Origin of the sequence: Acinetobacter sp. YH12068_T (genome assembly GCF_024606005.1) — a bacterium.
Taxonomy (GTDB): Bacteria; Pseudomonadota; Gammaproteobacteria; order Pseudomonadales; family Moraxellaceae; genus Acinetobacter; species Acinetobacter amyesii.
In genome coordinates this window covers 3124765-3138356 of record NZ_CP094555.1, presented here as the reverse complement: position 1 = coordinate 3138356, position 13592 = coordinate 3124765, and the positions used below count along the sequence as shown (strand labels likewise).

Annotated in this window: 13 protein-coding genes; 10 read left to right on the top strand and 3 right to left on the bottom strand. The window is 41.7% G+C overall.

What is annotated here, in order from left to right; all coding sequences use genetic code 11:
• Positions 1 to 538: 538 nt before the first annotated feature.
• Positions 539 to 1357 (bottom strand): exodeoxyribonuclease III, encoded by an 819-nt coding sequence (locus tag MST18_RS14940; protein WP_078193225.1) that lies wholly within the window; start codon positions 1355 to 1357, stop codon positions 539 to 541.
• 40 nt (positions 1358 to 1397) lie between these two features.
• Here MST18_RS14940 and pyrE point away from each other — a divergent pair, with 40 nt between their 5' ends.
• The 3 genes from pyrE (at position 1398) to MST18_RS14925 (ending at position 3612) form a co-directional block, all read left to right on the top strand.
• Positions 1398 to 2048: an orotate phosphoribosyltransferase gene (gene pyrE, locus MST18_RS14935; protein WP_180132808.1), complete on the top strand. Its 651-nt coding sequence runs from the start codon at positions 1398 to 1400 to the stop codon at positions 2046 to 2048.
• A 291-nt stretch (positions 2049 to 2339) separates the two neighbouring features.
• A complete protein-coding gene (locus MST18_RS14930) occupies positions 2340 to 3062 on the top strand; it encodes a hypothetical protein (protein WP_180084441.1) in 723 nt (240 codons plus the stop codon).
• A gap of 85 nt (positions 3063 to 3147) precedes the next feature.
• Positions 3148 to 3612: an SMI1/KNR4 family protein gene (locus tag MST18_RS14925; protein ID WP_076753373.1), complete on the top strand. Its 465-nt coding sequence runs from the start codon at positions 3148 to 3150 to the stop codon at positions 3610 to 3612.
• 41 nt (positions 3613 to 3653) lie between these two features.
• On the opposite strand, the gene MST18_RS14920 is transcribed toward MST18_RS14925, so the two are convergent.
• Both MST18_RS14920 and MST18_RS14915 read right to left on the bottom strand, forming a co-directional pair.
• Positions 3654 to 3851, bottom strand: a complete 198-nt coding sequence (locus MST18_RS14920) for a DUF3565 domain-containing protein (RefSeq protein WP_180132807.1) — start codon at positions 3849 to 3851, stop codon at positions 3654 to 3656.
• Between the two features lie 125 nt (positions 3852 to 3976).
• A complete protein-coding gene (locus MST18_RS14915) occupies positions 3977 to 4879 on the bottom strand; it encodes a GGDEF domain-containing protein (protein WP_180132806.1) in 903 nt (300 codons plus the stop codon).
• Positions 4880 to 5205: 326 nt separating this feature from the next.
• On the opposite strand from MST18_RS14915, the gene gshB reads away from it, so the two are divergent.
• The 7 genes from gshB to ftsZ all read left to right on the top strand — a co-directional run bounded on the left by gshB (position 5206) and on the right by ftsZ (position 13541).
• A complete protein-coding gene (gene gshB / locus MST18_RS14910; protein WP_180132805.1) occupies positions 5206 to 6150 on the top strand; it encodes a glutathione synthase in 945 nt (314 codons plus the stop codon).
• A 338-nt stretch (positions 6151 to 6488) separates the two neighbouring features.
• Positions 6489 to 7550, top strand: coding sequence for an undecaprenyldiphospho-muramoylpentapeptide beta-N-acetylglucosaminyltransferase (gene murG / locus MST18_RS14905; protein WP_218952688.1), 1062 nt, complete (start codon positions 6489 to 6491; stop codon positions 7548 to 7550).
• Positions 7551 to 7564: 14 nt separating this feature from the next.
• Positions 7565 to 9013 (top strand): UDP-N-acetylmuramate--L-alanine ligase, encoded by a 1449-nt coding sequence (gene murC, locus MST18_RS14900; RefSeq protein ID WP_078190576.1) that lies wholly within the window; start codon positions 7565 to 7567, stop codon positions 9011 to 9013.
• A gap of 59 nt (positions 9014 to 9072) precedes the next feature.
• Positions 9073 to 10002: a D-alanine--D-alanine ligase gene (locus tag MST18_RS14895; RefSeq protein ID WP_180131195.1), complete on the top strand. Its 930-nt coding sequence runs from the start codon at positions 9073 to 9075 to the stop codon at positions 10000 to 10002.
• Between the two features lie 3 nt (positions 10003 to 10005).
• A complete protein-coding gene (locus MST18_RS14890; protein ID WP_078193218.1) occupies positions 10006 to 10860 on the top strand; it encodes a cell division protein FtsQ/DivIB in 855 nt (284 codons plus the stop codon).
• A 68-nt stretch (positions 10861 to 10928) separates the two neighbouring features.
• Positions 10929 to 12191, top strand: a complete 1263-nt coding sequence (gene ftsA, locus MST18_RS14885) for a cell division protein FtsA (protein ID WP_180132803.1) — start codon at positions 10929 to 10931, stop codon at positions 12189 to 12191.
• Positions 12192 to 12350: 159 nt separating this feature from the next.
• Positions 12351 to 13541, top strand: a complete 1191-nt coding sequence (gene ftsZ / locus MST18_RS14880) for a cell division protein FtsZ (protein ID WP_078193216.1) — start codon at positions 12351 to 12353, stop codon at positions 13539 to 13541.
• The last annotated feature ends 51 nt before the right edge of the window (positions 13542 to 13592 follow it).

The window sequence follows — 13592 nt, the reverse complement described above, 5'->3', positions numbered from 1 at the left end:
GTGATGTGGATTGAGAAATAAATATTTTGCTGTAAAAGTCGCATGTAATAAATATTGGGTATTGTCATCAAAACGACATTTTGGTCTTTTAGAATAGCCTACAGAACAAAATGATGCTCAGAAAAGAAAGCGCTGCGATAACTAGAAAATTCAGCTTAAGGTTGCACAGTTAAAAGTAGAAAGAAAGCGAGAATAAGAAAATGCTGTGCAGATCGAATTTTTAGCTGTTTTAGTTGGGGGAGTTTTGAGTCTAGAGATATAAGGGCTAGATAAGAGAAAACCCGCATTTAATCATCCTGATCATGCGGGTCTCAATCCAACGTCCATTGTCACATCCTTGAAAACAAGCTAAATCATTTAGTTTGTTTTTATACTTCCTTCGGCGTCCAATCCTTTTATGTCATCCTGACATGTCCCTTTGCCGTGCGACCATAATGCTATGTTCAAGTTATGAGATAAATCCACAAATTCGTCATGTAATGTGAGAAATAAGCTCTAATTGAGTAAACAATTGTTTACTCAATTAATTGTTGGAAGCTTAAATTTTATAATCAATAATCACAGGGGCGTGGTCGCTAAACCATTCATCTTTAAATATCCAAGCATTGACTGTACGTTCTTTCCAGTCTGGTGAACATGCATGGTAGTCGATACGCCAACCCACATTTTTGGCACGCGCTTGTCCTCGGTTAGACCACCAAGAGTAAAGCTCGGCTTCTTTACGTACCTCACGGAAGGTGTCGACATAGCCAAGCTCATCATAAATATGATCGAGCCATGCACGTTCATGTGGTAAGCAGCCTGAAGCCTTTTGGTTCCCAGACCAATTTTTAATATCAATACGTTTGTGTACGATGTTGTAGTCACCGCAAACAATCACTGACTTATTTTCAGCACGCCATTGCTTCAAAATTTGTTGATATTCGCCTAAAAATAGGTCTTTGCGCGCCTGAGCTTCTTCACCCGATGAACCAGAAGGCAGGTAGAGCGAGCAAATATGTGCAGTTTGTCCAAGTCCTAAATCGAACTCAGCAGAAATAAAGCGGCCTTGAGTGTCTGCCAATTCAAAACCTAAACCATCTGTCACTGAAACAAAAGGTAGGCGGCTATAAATCGCAGTACCGGCATAGCCTGGGCGTTCTGCAGGGAAAAGATGTGTAAACCAACCTTCGGGTTTAAATTTATCGGTCCATTGTTCATGGGTAATGCGGCTTTCTTGCATGCAGATGACATCGGCATCTGAAGTTGCCATCCAGTCAAAAATACCTTTTTTTTCAGCGGAACGCAGACCATTCACATTAATTGAAACGACACGTAAAATTTTTTGATCACTTGGATAGCTACTCTTTGGTATCATGCTCAGGTTTAACCTCAAACTTAAAAAAATGGAGCACCTCATGACAGCGCAAGCGGCATTTAATCCACAAGCTTTTATCGAACTGGCATTATCACGTGGTGTGCTTAAATTTGGTGAGTTTACTTTAAAATCGGGTCGTGTGAGTCCTTATTTTTTTAATGCAGGTCTACTGAACGATGGTGAAGCCTTATCATTATTGGCTTCTGGCTATGCAGCTAAATTAACACAATGCGATAATGTGGAAGTGGTCTTTGGCCCAGCTTATAAAGGTATTCCATTTGTAGCAGCAACGGCTGTCGCACTGTCACAGAACCATGGTGTGAGCGTACCTTGGGGCTTTAACCGTAAAGAAGCGAAAGACCATGGGGAAGGCGGTGTATTGGTTGGTGCGTCTGTTGAAGGTAAAAAAGTCTGGATCATTGATGATGTGATCACTGCGGGTACAGCGATTCGTGAAGTAGTGACTATTCTGAAAAATGCCGGTGCACAAATTGCGGGCGTATTGGTGGCGCTAGACCGTCAAGAAAAAGGTCAGGGCGATTTTTCTGCGATTCAAGAAGTACAAAAAGAACTCGAAATCCCAGTTCATGCCTTAATTACCATGAAAGATTTGATGACTTTCTTAGAGGCTAAAGGTGAAACTGAAGCTTTAGCGAAAATGGAAGCGTACCGTGTGAAGTATGGGATCTAAGATTTTTTAGATTTTAGGGTTATAAAAAAGGAAGCGGAAGCTTCCTTTTTTTGTGTAGTTTTGAGATTAGGATTGTTGAATTTAGCTAATCAAAAATGTGGAAAAATTGATTGGTTGGTATTCATGAAACGTGAAAAATCATTAAAAAAGCCCAACCCGAGATGATTGGGTTTTTCTCTATTTTATAACACTATGATTTATAATAAATAAAAATAGAATTTCGTATAACGTGTATTATGTTAATTTTAGGAAAGCTCACTAATCATCAAATTAAAAATATAAGAGAGACTTATGGACTCATATCTTAATTCAGGGGCTGGTTTTCCTGCTGGAACACGTATAAATACAGACAAAGGTTTAATCGCCATTCAGAACATTAAAGTCGGAGATTTAGTACTGTCAAAGCCAAAAAATGGTGACGGAGAGTTATGCTATAAACCTGTTATAAGAATATCTACTTGTGAGAATAGTGAGATTTGGGAGCTAACCTATTTCCAAATTAAAGCAAATACAGATTTATCCAAATTAAATAAAAGCAAATTATTGCAACTTTCTCGCAAAGGAAAAATGGTCAGTAATATGCTGAGGTCTAATCAGACATTCTGGGTTAAGAATATTGGATGGACGCGCTTGGATGAGTTGAAGAACGGTCAAGCTATAGAAACATCTGATCAAGAAATCATTGGTCTTGTTTTTATGGTGAATCCATTACGAAAAACAAGTATGGAAAATGTGGCTGGAAGTTACCATCCTAGCAATATATTTAATGCGGATAAAAAAGGTTTTGATATTGAAAATGTTGAATATTTTACTTTTATCAAATATGGCTTAGAAGGACCTATCGAATGTATAGGTGATGATAATGTACCTAGTCCAATATGTGTTAATGGTGAAAGTGTTCACGTTCTCTCAGAGGCATTCCGATTAAAAACTTACAGCTTTGACGTTGAGGATGATTATACTTGCTTTATTACGAAGCTAGGATTGTGGGTTAATAATACTGCCTATAAATAATATAAGAAATAAATTACTAATTTTCTTATTTAACATAATGGCGATTATACGAAATTTCGTTATTCCTAGCAGGTAAAACAATCATATGCCTTATCAGAACTTAAATATTATGTATGACTTCGGACCAATCGACGTAAAGGTCATAGAAATTTTTGAGCAAGATAATAAAATTAATTTTCCTTTAAGTTATAAAAAGCTGATTGCTTCCCACAATGGGGTGCAATTTATTGAGAATAGCTTTGAATATTCTGATTCTAACAATGAAGTTGGAGAATCTAGCATAGCCTTTTGTTGTTTTGGACAAGGGGTAGGAGGTGATCATATTGAAAACTGTCAAGATCAGGATATATATGGCCATGATAAGATAGTCGTCTTTGGACTAAATGGTTGTGGTGACTATATCGGATTTGACTACAGATCTGACGTTAATAATCCGAAAGTAGTTCTTATGTACCATGATCAATATATCAAGGATCAACATGGACAGCCTAAATTAGAATTGATAGAAGTATGTGATAGTTTTGATAATTTTTTGAACTTACTAAGATAGCTTAAATTATTAGCCTGAGACTATATTTAACATAAAATCTCTTATACGAAACTCTCTTCATCACACTTCTTACATTCCAACATTACCCCTAACTTTTCTTTCCGTCCTTGCTCAGTGATAACCCAAGGACGGTTTTGCCATGGAGGATCATGGCGGACATGCTGTGTATGACCACAAGCTAAAATGGCATACCAATGATTTTTATCATCCAAGGCAAAATCAACAATGGCTTGCTGCATATTAAACACCTATCTAAATTAAAATGATGCTGAAAAGGGAAAAGGTTTCATGTTGAGCAATCACAACGGCTTGAATATCGAATTGCAAAATAGACTGTGAAATTTGGTTTATTTCTGGCGCACACTTAGGCCGCGACAATTCTATTTTTCCCGCCATGTTTAGCTTTATACAGCGCTAGATCAGCACGTTGAATTGTATCTTCGTAGGTGCAATCTTCAGGCATGATGGTTGTCACTCCTATGCTCACGGTGACATGCGCGTTATCTATTGAAAACCGACTTAATTCTTTTCTGGAATGTTCATGAATCCGTTTGGCAAACTGGATGGCCTGCTCGCAGCCCGTGTTGGGCAAGGCGACCACAAACTCATCTCCACCTAAGCGGCAGGCGCAATCGGTCTTACGCAGCGTTAAACGAAGAATATCTGCGACTGCTCGGATTGCCTCATCACCAACATGATGGCCATTGCTGTCGTTGATCTTTTTGAGGTTATCAAGATCGAACATCAAGATCGAGGTCTGTATGGAATGCCGTAGGTATGATTCATAATGTAATGCTAAGTCATGCTCTAATTTTCTTCGGTTGAAAAGACCGGTTAACTGATCTGTATGGCTGAGTTCTTTCAGCTTGATTTCCAGGTTGTGACGCGCTGAAATATTACTTGCGACCCAAAGTACAACGTCTTCTTCATCTACCGAAAAACTGAGAGCTTGGATGCGCACCTCAAACCAAATGGACTCTTCAGGACCATAATCGGGCAGACCTTTTACATCCCTATTGCTCAATTCGTACTCTTCGATGAGTAGATTTCCTGACGCTAGAGCTTGGTCGATCAGTTGCATAAACAAGTTGGCTTTATCTGGCTTGATCACATCTGAAATATAGGTACCAACAAGACCGGAACCATTGTGATAATAACGATTATCGCGCCCGCCAAAAACTGCAACGTATTTTCCACTACGTGATATGACAAATGCAGGGTCTGGTAAAGCATCAAGAATGATAGCCATCTGCTCAATGTTGATCATCAATGAATTCTATTTTTTTATTTACAATAATTAACACAATAGCTAAAGAAATAAAAAGCACGTGTTTTTTCACCAAAAATAGTGATGGGCGAGATGTAGATGTGATGAATATCTGTCTCAATTGCTTGGCGTCGATTTACACAGGCCTAACGCCATAATGCTTTCATGGCTTATTTCCATTATTGAGATAAAGCCGATGATAGAAATGTTTTGAATTATCGCCTGCATCACACGAATCCATACATACACATGCAAAATCAGAATAAACAAAAGAAAAATCTCGGCTATACTCGTTCATAAATTGATAATGAACAGAGCACTGAATAATGCGTGTACTTGTTGTGATGGATCCCATCGAAAATGTAAACCTAAAAAAAGATACCTCAATGGCGATGCTATGGGCTGCAGCACGTCGTGGACATGAGCTAGGCTATGCATTACAGCAAGATTTATATATCGATCAAGGCAAAGCCTTTGGTTTGATTTCACCGCTAAAAGTTTTTGAAGACTACAACCACTATTACGAACTCGGCGAAAAACAAAAAGAATCAATTGCAGCTTATGACGTGGTTTTGATGCGTAAAGATCCGCCGTTTGATATGAACTTTGTCTACACCACCTATATTTTGGAACAGGCTGAACGCGAAGGCGCATGGATTATTAACAAGCCACAAAGCCTACGTGACTGCAATGAAAAATTGTTCGCGACGCAATTCCCTGAACTTCAAGTACCGACCTTGGTGACTTCACAGCAAAGTCTGATTCGTGAATTTTTACAAGAACATGGCGATGTGATCGTGAAACCATTAGATGGCATGGGCGGTATGGGCATTTTTCGTTTATACCAAGATGGCGTTAATATTGGTTCAACCATTGAAATCCTGACCAATAACGGCACACAGCCGATTATGGCGCAGAGATACATCCCTGAAATTGTGGATGGTGACAAACGCATTTTGATGATCAATGGAGAGCCAGTGCCGTATTGTTTGGCGCGTATTCCGCAAAACGGTGAAGTGCGTGGCAACTTGGCGGCAGGTGGTTTGGGCGAGGCGCGTCCATTGACCGAAAATGATAAAGCCATTGCAGCCAAAGTCGGGCCATTCCTTCGTGAAAAAGGTTTAGTCTTTGTCGGTCTGGATGTGATTGGTAATTACGTGACTGAAATCAATGTCACCAGTCCAACCTGCGTACGTGAAATTGATGCGCAATTTGGCACCTCGATTGCCGATGATTTATTTGATGGCCTTGAGGCAGGTTTAAAAGCTTAATTTTGCACTAGATTTAAAAGAGTCCTCCACGGGCTCTTTTTTTGTCCTGCGCTAAGGGGAGGGGAGCTTAAAAAGCAAAAAACTGTAAGTGAATGCAATTAAAGTGAAAAATTGTCGGATTTTTTTTCAATTCTCATAGATTAATAATAAAACTAGTTTAAACTTTTAAAATAGTAGAAAAAAACAATCATACGCCTGTTGAAAAAAAGTAAATTACCTTTCACGGTCATGCGTTTGTGATTACAATTGTTTGCTTAAAATCGAATATCATTAGCCTCTTTTTAGAATTGAAGAATTAGACAGTGACCGAAGTAACGCAAGTAAAGCCGAAACATGTCATGATGATGGCTGCCGGAACCGGTGGCCATGTCTTTCCAGCGCTCGCTGTTGCCAAAGAGTTGCAACAACAAGGCTGTGAAGTTTCTTGGCTCGCAACGCCAACAGGCATGGAAAATCGCCTGCTTAAAAATCATAATATTCCAATTTATCAAATTGATATCCAAGGCGTGCGCGGCAATGGAGTCGTGCGTAAGCTGATGGCACCGTTTAAAATTCTCAAAGCTACATTGAGTGCCATGCGTTATATGAAACAACTCAAAGTCGATGCTGTTGCAGGTTTTGGGGGGTATGTGGCTGGACCGGGTGGTTTGGCTGCTCGTGCATTGGGTATTCCGGTTATTATCCATGAACAAAATGCGGTGGCAGGTTTTACCAATACGCAATTATCGCGTGTGGCGAAAACGGTGTGTCAGGCATTTCCAAATACCTTTCCTGCACAAGATAAAATCGTGACCACAGGTAATCCTGTACGTAAAGAAATTACAGAAATTTTAAATCCGTCATGGCGTTACCAAGAGCGTGAAAAAGCTGGTTTGCCATTACGGATTTTAATTGTAGGGGGCTCACTGGGGGCACGTGCCTTAAATGAATGTGTGCCGGCTGCTTTGCAGCAATTAGAACAGCCCCTGAGTGTATATCATCAGTGTGGTCAAAATAATGCTGAAAGCACATTGGCTCGTTATGCAAACGCACCTGAACATATACAAGTTGAAGTTCAGCCGTTTATTGAAGATATGGCAGCAGCCTATTCTGCAGCGGATTTGATTATCTGCCGTGCTGGTGCGCTAACCGTCACTGAAATTGCGACAGCGGGTGTAGCAGCCGTGTTTGTTCCTCTGCCAAGTGCAGTGGATGACCATCAAACTGCAAATGCCGGATTCTTGGCCAATATCAATGCCGCAAAAATTTGCCCACAAGCGGACATGACCGCAGAAAGTTTAACAGCGTTGTTGAAGCCGCTGATGAATCGCCAACGACTTATGGAAATGGCGGTTAAGGCTCGACAACAGGCACAACCCGATGCGACACAGCACGTGGTTAGTTTAATTCAAGATTTGTAAAATTCGAGTAATCTATGTCTCCATCAACGCCTGCCGATCAAGCGAAAAAGCTCATTAAAGTGCCAGAAATGCGCCGTATTAAACACATCCATTTTATTGGGATTGGTGGTGCGGGCATGTGCGGTATTGCCGAAGTATTGAAAAACCAAGGCTATAAAGTTTCAGGTTCAGATATTAAAGCGTCGAAAACCACGGCTCAGCTTGAAGAAAACGGCATTCAAGTTTTCATCGGTCATGCTGCTGAAAATATTCAAGGCGCCAATGTGATCGTGGTATCAACAGCTATTGATTCTGAAAACCCGGAAGTGAAAGCGGCGATTGAAACTCGTACACCTGTCGTGCGTCGTGCAGAAATGTTGGGTGAATTAATGCGTTACCGTCATGGTATTGCTGTTGCGGGGACGCATGGCAAAACTACGACAACAAGTCTTGTGACCTGCATGTTGGCAGAAGAAAATCTAGACCCAACTTATGTCATTGGTGGTTTGTTAAATCGTACAGGTGTGAATGCTGCATTGGGTGCAAGCCGTTATATCGTGGCTGAAGCGGACGAATCAGATGCGTCATTCCTGCATTTACAGCCGATGGCAACGATTGTCACCAATATCGACGCTGACCATATGGATACCTATGGCGGTAGTTTCGATGTATTGAAAGATACCTTCGTACAATTCTTACAGCGCCTTCCATTTTACGGTTTAGCTGTGATGTGTGGTGATGATGCCAACATCCGTGAAATTATGCCGCGTATTGGTCGTCCTGTCGTGACTTATGGTTTCAATGAAGACAACGATATTCGTGCTGTTGATGTGGCTCAAGAAGGCATGCAATCACACTTTACCGTTTTGCGTAAAGACCGTGAGCCGTTACGTTTAACCATTAACTTGCCGGGTCTTCATAATATCTTAAATGCCTTGGCAGCGATTGGTATTGCAACGGATGAAGGTGTTTCTGATGCTGCGATTGCGCGTGCCTTAGAAAGCTTCAGTGGTGTAGGTCGTCGTTTCCAAGTACAAGGCGAATTTGAAGTTGAAGATGGCTTGGTGAAATTGGTCGATGACTATGGTCACCATCCAAAAGAAGTCGAAGCGACCATTAAAGCGGCACGTGCAAGTCATCCAGATCGTCGTTTAGTGATGATGTTCCAACCGCACCGTTTTAGCCGTACGCGTGACTGTTTTGATGACTTCGTCGATGTCTTGTCACAAGTCGATCAACTGTTGTTATTAGAAGTTTATCCTGCGGGTGAAAAACCAATTGTGGGTGCAGATAGTCGTGCATTGGCTCGAAGCATTCGTCTACGTGGTGAAGTTGAACCGATTCTCATCGATCCAGTAGAAGGCAACTTACAAGCAGTAATGAAAAAAGTGTTACAAGCAAATGACTTGTTATTAACACAGGGCGCAGGTAATGTTGGAGCAATCTCAATCGAACTTGCTCAAAACAATCTCTATGTAAAATGATCACCGCTTGGTGATCCAAAGTTTGTTTAGACCGTAGATAAAAGTTTAAGGATATAAACGTGTCAAATGCTTCAAAATTCGGCAAAGTTGCCGTGTTATTAGGTGGGAAATCTGCCGAACGTGAGGTTTCTCTCGATAGTGGTAAAGCTGTACTTGAAGCATTGGTGCATTCGGGTGTAAATGCCGAAGCATTCGATCCGCAGCAACGCAGTGTGACTGAGTTGGTGGCTTATGACCGTGCATTTATCGTACTTCATGGCCGTGGTGGTGAAGATGGTCAAATTCAGGGTACTTTGGAATGGTTAAACATTCCGTACACTGGAACGGGCGTTCAAGGCTCGGCGATTGGTATGGATAAAGTCAAAACTAAACAAGTTTGGCAAGGTTCAGAACTACCGACAGCACCATATCGTATTGTCAGTAAAGATTCAGATTTACAAGAAATTGTAGATTCAATTGGTTTGCCATTTATCATCAAGCCCGTGCATGAAGGTTCAAGCATTGGTATGAGCAAAGTTGAAAAAATTGAAGACTTTGCAACCGCAATTGCAAAAGCGACCCAGCATGATGCAGTCGTGATGGCTGAAAAATGGATTACCGGACGTGAATTTACCATTGTGATTTTAAATGGTCAGGCTTTACCGGTGATTCGTTTAGAACCGCCTGCAGATGTGGCTTTTTACGATTACGAAGCGAAATATAACCGTAACGATGTGCAATATGGTATTCCATGTGGCTTAACTGAAGATGAAGAAAAGCGTCTACAAGCTTTATCTTTACGCGCTTTCCAAGCGGTAGGTGCGAGTGGTTGGGGGCGTATTGACGCGATGCAGGATGCAGAAGGAAACTTTTGGTTACTTGAGGTAAATACTGTTCCGGGGATGACCAGTCATTCTCTAGTGCCAAAAGCTGCTAATGCTGTAGGTTATAGTTTTGAAGATCTTTGTGTTGCAATTTTGGAACAAACCTTAACAGGTGCGGCACACTAAATTATGGCTCAACTTCCTGCGTCTATGCGCCGTAAACGTGCAGCAACGACATCGATACATGACAAACCACCGACACGTAAGGAAAAGCTTACCAATGTGGGTGGATGGCTGTTGTTGTTTATTGCATGTGTGGTTTTGATTGCCGGAATTTGGGGGCTATATAAAGTCATGACGGATGCACGTGTGGCTGAACTTGATGTGGTGGGTGTGCGGAGCGCCCAAGAAAAACAACAAGTCATATCATACGTTTCACCGATGATGACTGAAAACTATTTTACCTCTGATTTACGTGTCATTCGTGACCGTACTTTAGAAATCTCTTGGGTCGATCGCGTGGTGGTATCGCGTGCATGGCCGAATGCAATTCGTGTACGGGTGATGCCGCGTCAAGCGATTGCACGTTGGGGAACTGGGCGACTGTTAAGCGACAGTGGTGATGTATTTGCTGAATTAACTCCGACCAATCATCAGAATTTACCGTTATTGCATGGGCCGACGAGTCAGTCCAAAATGATGATGCGTCGCTATAATGAAATTAATCAACTATTTATACCTGTTGGCATTCGTTTAAAAGAATTATATTTAACCGAACGAATGACTTGGTTTATGCAGTTTGATTCAGGCTTACGCGTGATTGTCGATCAAGATCAGACCATGAGTAAGTTGCAGCGTTTAAGTTATCTCGCACACAGTGACTTAAAACCTGTTTGGCCACGAATTTCTGCCATCGATTTGCGCTACCGAAATGGTTTAGCGATTCAATGGAAAAACTCTGTGCCAGCAAAGTCGGTAAATGGTCAGTTTGTTGTAACCAGTGATGACATAGGCATTGCGAATGCAGCGCCTGTAAAGCCATAATGATCGGCTTTATAAGTAGAGGCTTTAAGCCATAAATTAAACAAACATGTGAATGGTAGTAGTAAATAATGAATGAAGCTGTTCCCTCGGTTGTTGCGATTGACATTGGGACACACAAAGTTTCAGTTTTGATTGGTAAGGTACACGCGCCAGACAATATCCAAGTGGTAGGGATGGCGACCGCTCGTAACCGCGGCATGAATAAAGGGAAAATTGTCAGTCTCGATAAAGTTGTTACCGCAATTAAAAATGCAGTGCAGGAAGCAGAAGATATGGCGGAATGTCGTGTACATTCTGCGTGGATTTCTATTCCAAGTGCTGAACTAAAAAGTTTTTATGCCTCTGGTCGCACTCCAATTGAAAATAATGACCATGCGATTACCACCAATGAAGTGGTGCGTGCATTAGAACTGGCCAAAGCCAGTCATTTAACGTCTGACCACTATTTGGTGAGTGCTGTACCTTTAGGTTTTGAACTAGATGATGAACCCGAATGGGTGTTAAACCCGATTCGCATGTCAGCACGGAGTATGACAGGACATTATCATTTGATGATGTTGCCCATCAGCACCATGCAGAATTTGGATCGTGCATTAAAAGGTGCCAATATTGGTGTTGAACGCATGGTCATTTCATCATTAGCAACTGCTGAAGCTAGTTTGCTTAAAGATGAAAAAGAATATGGTGTGTGCTTGGTTGATATTGGTGCTGGTACGACCAATATTGCGGTGTATTTAGATGGTCGCTTGGCGATGACACACACTTTGCAACGTGGCGGTGAGCATGTAACGCGTGATATTGCTGCTGTATTGCAAACCACAACAGAAGAAGCTGAACGTATTAAGCTGTTGTATGGTTGTGTTGATCTGAAAGTGGTTAAACCTGAAAGTATGATTCAGTTCCAAGGTATTGATGGTCCACAAACCATTAGTCGTATTGAACTGACCGAAATCATTATTGCGCGCTATGAAGAAATTCTTAATCAAGTGCGTAATGAGTTGGTCGATCATGGTGCGATTCATGGTTTATACCATGGTGTTGTACTCACAGGTGATGCCTGCCAAATTGAAGGAATGGTGACATTTGCGCGTCGGATGTTAGGTGTTTCTGCACATTTAGGTAATCCACCTATGCAAGTGTATGCTGATGATCAACAGCAAGCCGCTTTACGTCGTTCACAATACGCGACTGCCGCAGGTCTGTTAATTTTCAGTCAAAGTGAAACACAAGATACGATCGTTGAGCCAGAAGATACGGAAAAACTTTCAGTATTGAATCGGGTAAAACGTGCATGGTGGGGCTTCAATGACACCTTGAAGTCGATCTTTTAAGTTGAAATATTTGGGAATATTGTTGGGAAGTTGTACGGATTATTGCTTGTACTTGACAAGCTGGAACTTGGACAGCATTCTAAAAAACAATTTTTATTAAGATCAAGGCAGTATACGGGCTGAAGTGTCTGCCAATTATGGATTAGGAATTTTTTAGGCATGGCCTCATTTGAATTTTTAGAAGATGATCAAAGCGACAGCAACGGTCAAGCCCGTTTCACAGTATTCGGTGTAGGTGGTGCTGGCGGCAACGCTGTGCAACATATGTTGGAATCAGATATCGAAGGTGTAAAATTTGTTTGTGCCAATACAGACAAACAGGCACTCGACCGCATGAATGCACAATTTAAAATCCAACTCGGCGAGCAAAGTACCCGTGGTTTGGGTGCAGGTGCAAATCCACAAGTGGGTCAAACTGCTGCTGAAGAAAGCCGTGAGTTGATTCGCCAACACCTTGAAGGTACGGACATGGTGTTTGTGACTGCAGGTATGGGTGGTGGTACAGGTACAGGTGCTGCGCCAGTTGTTGCTGAAATTGCCAAAGAAATGGGTATCTTAACTGTAGGTGTGGTGACGACTCCGTTTAACTTTGAAGGTAAACGTCGTCAGCAGTCTGCTGAGAAAGGTATTGAAGCACTTGAGCAACATGTTGATTCTCTGATTATTATTCCGAACCAACGTTTACTTAAAGTATTCCGCGATATTTCAATGAAAGATGCTTACAAAAAAGCAGACGACGTACTGTTAAATGCTGTACGTAGTATCTTTGATCTTGTCGTGCGTCCAGGTCATATCAACCTTGACTTCGCCGATTTGAAGACTGCGATGAGTACACGTGGTTATGCAATGATGGGTGCAGGTTCTGGTCGTGGTGAAAACCGTGCGCGTCAAGCTGCTGAACAAGCGATCCGTAGCCCGTTGTTAGATAACGTGACCATCATGAATGCAAAAGGCATTTTGATTAACGTTACAGGTGGCGATGACGTAACCTTCGGTGAAATTGAAGAAATCACTGATGTGGTGAACCAAATTGTGGATCTTGATGAAGGTCAAGTATTCTACGGTACGGTATTTGATCCAGATGCACGTGATGAAATTAGTGTAACGGTGATCGCAACGGGTTTAACTCGTAATTCTGCCGATTCTGCTGAGCCAGTGAAACGCCCTGTCGCACAAGCAACGCGTACAGTCGCTTCTGCACAAGTACCTGTAGATGAAGATGATGTGCCAGCGATTCAACGTCAGCACAATGAAGCAGCAGCTCCAGCTGCAGCAGCGGCGTCAGCATCCAATTCACGCCCTACGCCAATGAGTATTCAAGACTATTTGAAAAATCAGCAGCGTAAATAACATAAATTCAATGACTTAAATGTCTGTTGATTACAAAAGGTAGCTGATCAG

What these genes read in the sequence shown, in the direction of transcription:
- murC (WP_078190576.1), top strand. Translation starts at nt 7,565, where the DNA reads ATGTCTCCATCAACGCCTGCCGATCAAGCGAAAAAGCTCATTAAAGTG.
- MST18_RS14915 (WP_180132806.1), bottom strand. Translation starts at nt 4,879, where the DNA reads ATGATCAACATTGAGCAGATGGCTATCATTCTTGATGCTTTACCAGAC.
- MST18_RS14925 (WP_076753373.1), top strand. Translation starts at nt 3,148, where the DNA reads ATGCCTTATCAGAACTTAAATATTATGTATGACTTCGGACCAATCGAC.
- MST18_RS14920 (WP_180132807.1), bottom strand. Translation starts at nt 3,851, where the DNA reads ATGCAGCAAGCCATTGTTGATTTTGCCTTGGATGATAAAAATCATTGG.
- gshB (WP_180132805.1), top strand. Translation starts at nt 5,206, where the DNA reads ATGCGTGTACTTGTTGTGATGGATCCCATCGAAAATGTAAACCTAAAA.
- MST18_RS14930 (WP_180084441.1), top strand. Translation starts at nt 2,340, where the DNA reads ATGGACTCATATCTTAATTCAGGGGCTGGTTTTCCTGCTGGAACACGT.
- murG (WP_218952688.1), top strand. Translation starts at nt 6,489, where the DNA reads ATGATGATGGCTGCCGGAACCGGTGGCCATGTCTTTCCAGCGCTCGCT.
- MST18_RS14890 (WP_078193218.1), top strand. Translation starts at nt 10,006, where the DNA reads ATGGCTCAACTTCCTGCGTCTATGCGCCGTAAACGTGCAGCAACGACA.
- ftsA (WP_180132803.1), top strand. Translation starts at nt 10,929, where the DNA reads ATGAATGAAGCTGTTCCCTCGGTTGTTGCGATTGACATTGGGACACAC.
- pyrE (WP_180132808.1), top strand. Translation starts at nt 1,398, where the DNA reads ATGACAGCGCAAGCGGCATTTAATCCACAAGCTTTTATCGAACTGGCA.
- MST18_RS14940 (WP_078193225.1), bottom strand. Translation starts at nt 1,357, where the DNA reads ATGATACCAAAGAGTAGCTATCCAAGTGATCAAAAAATTTTACGTGTC.
- ftsZ (WP_078193216.1), top strand. Translation starts at nt 12,351, where the DNA reads ATGGCCTCATTTGAATTTTTAGAAGATGATCAAAGCGACAGCAACGGT.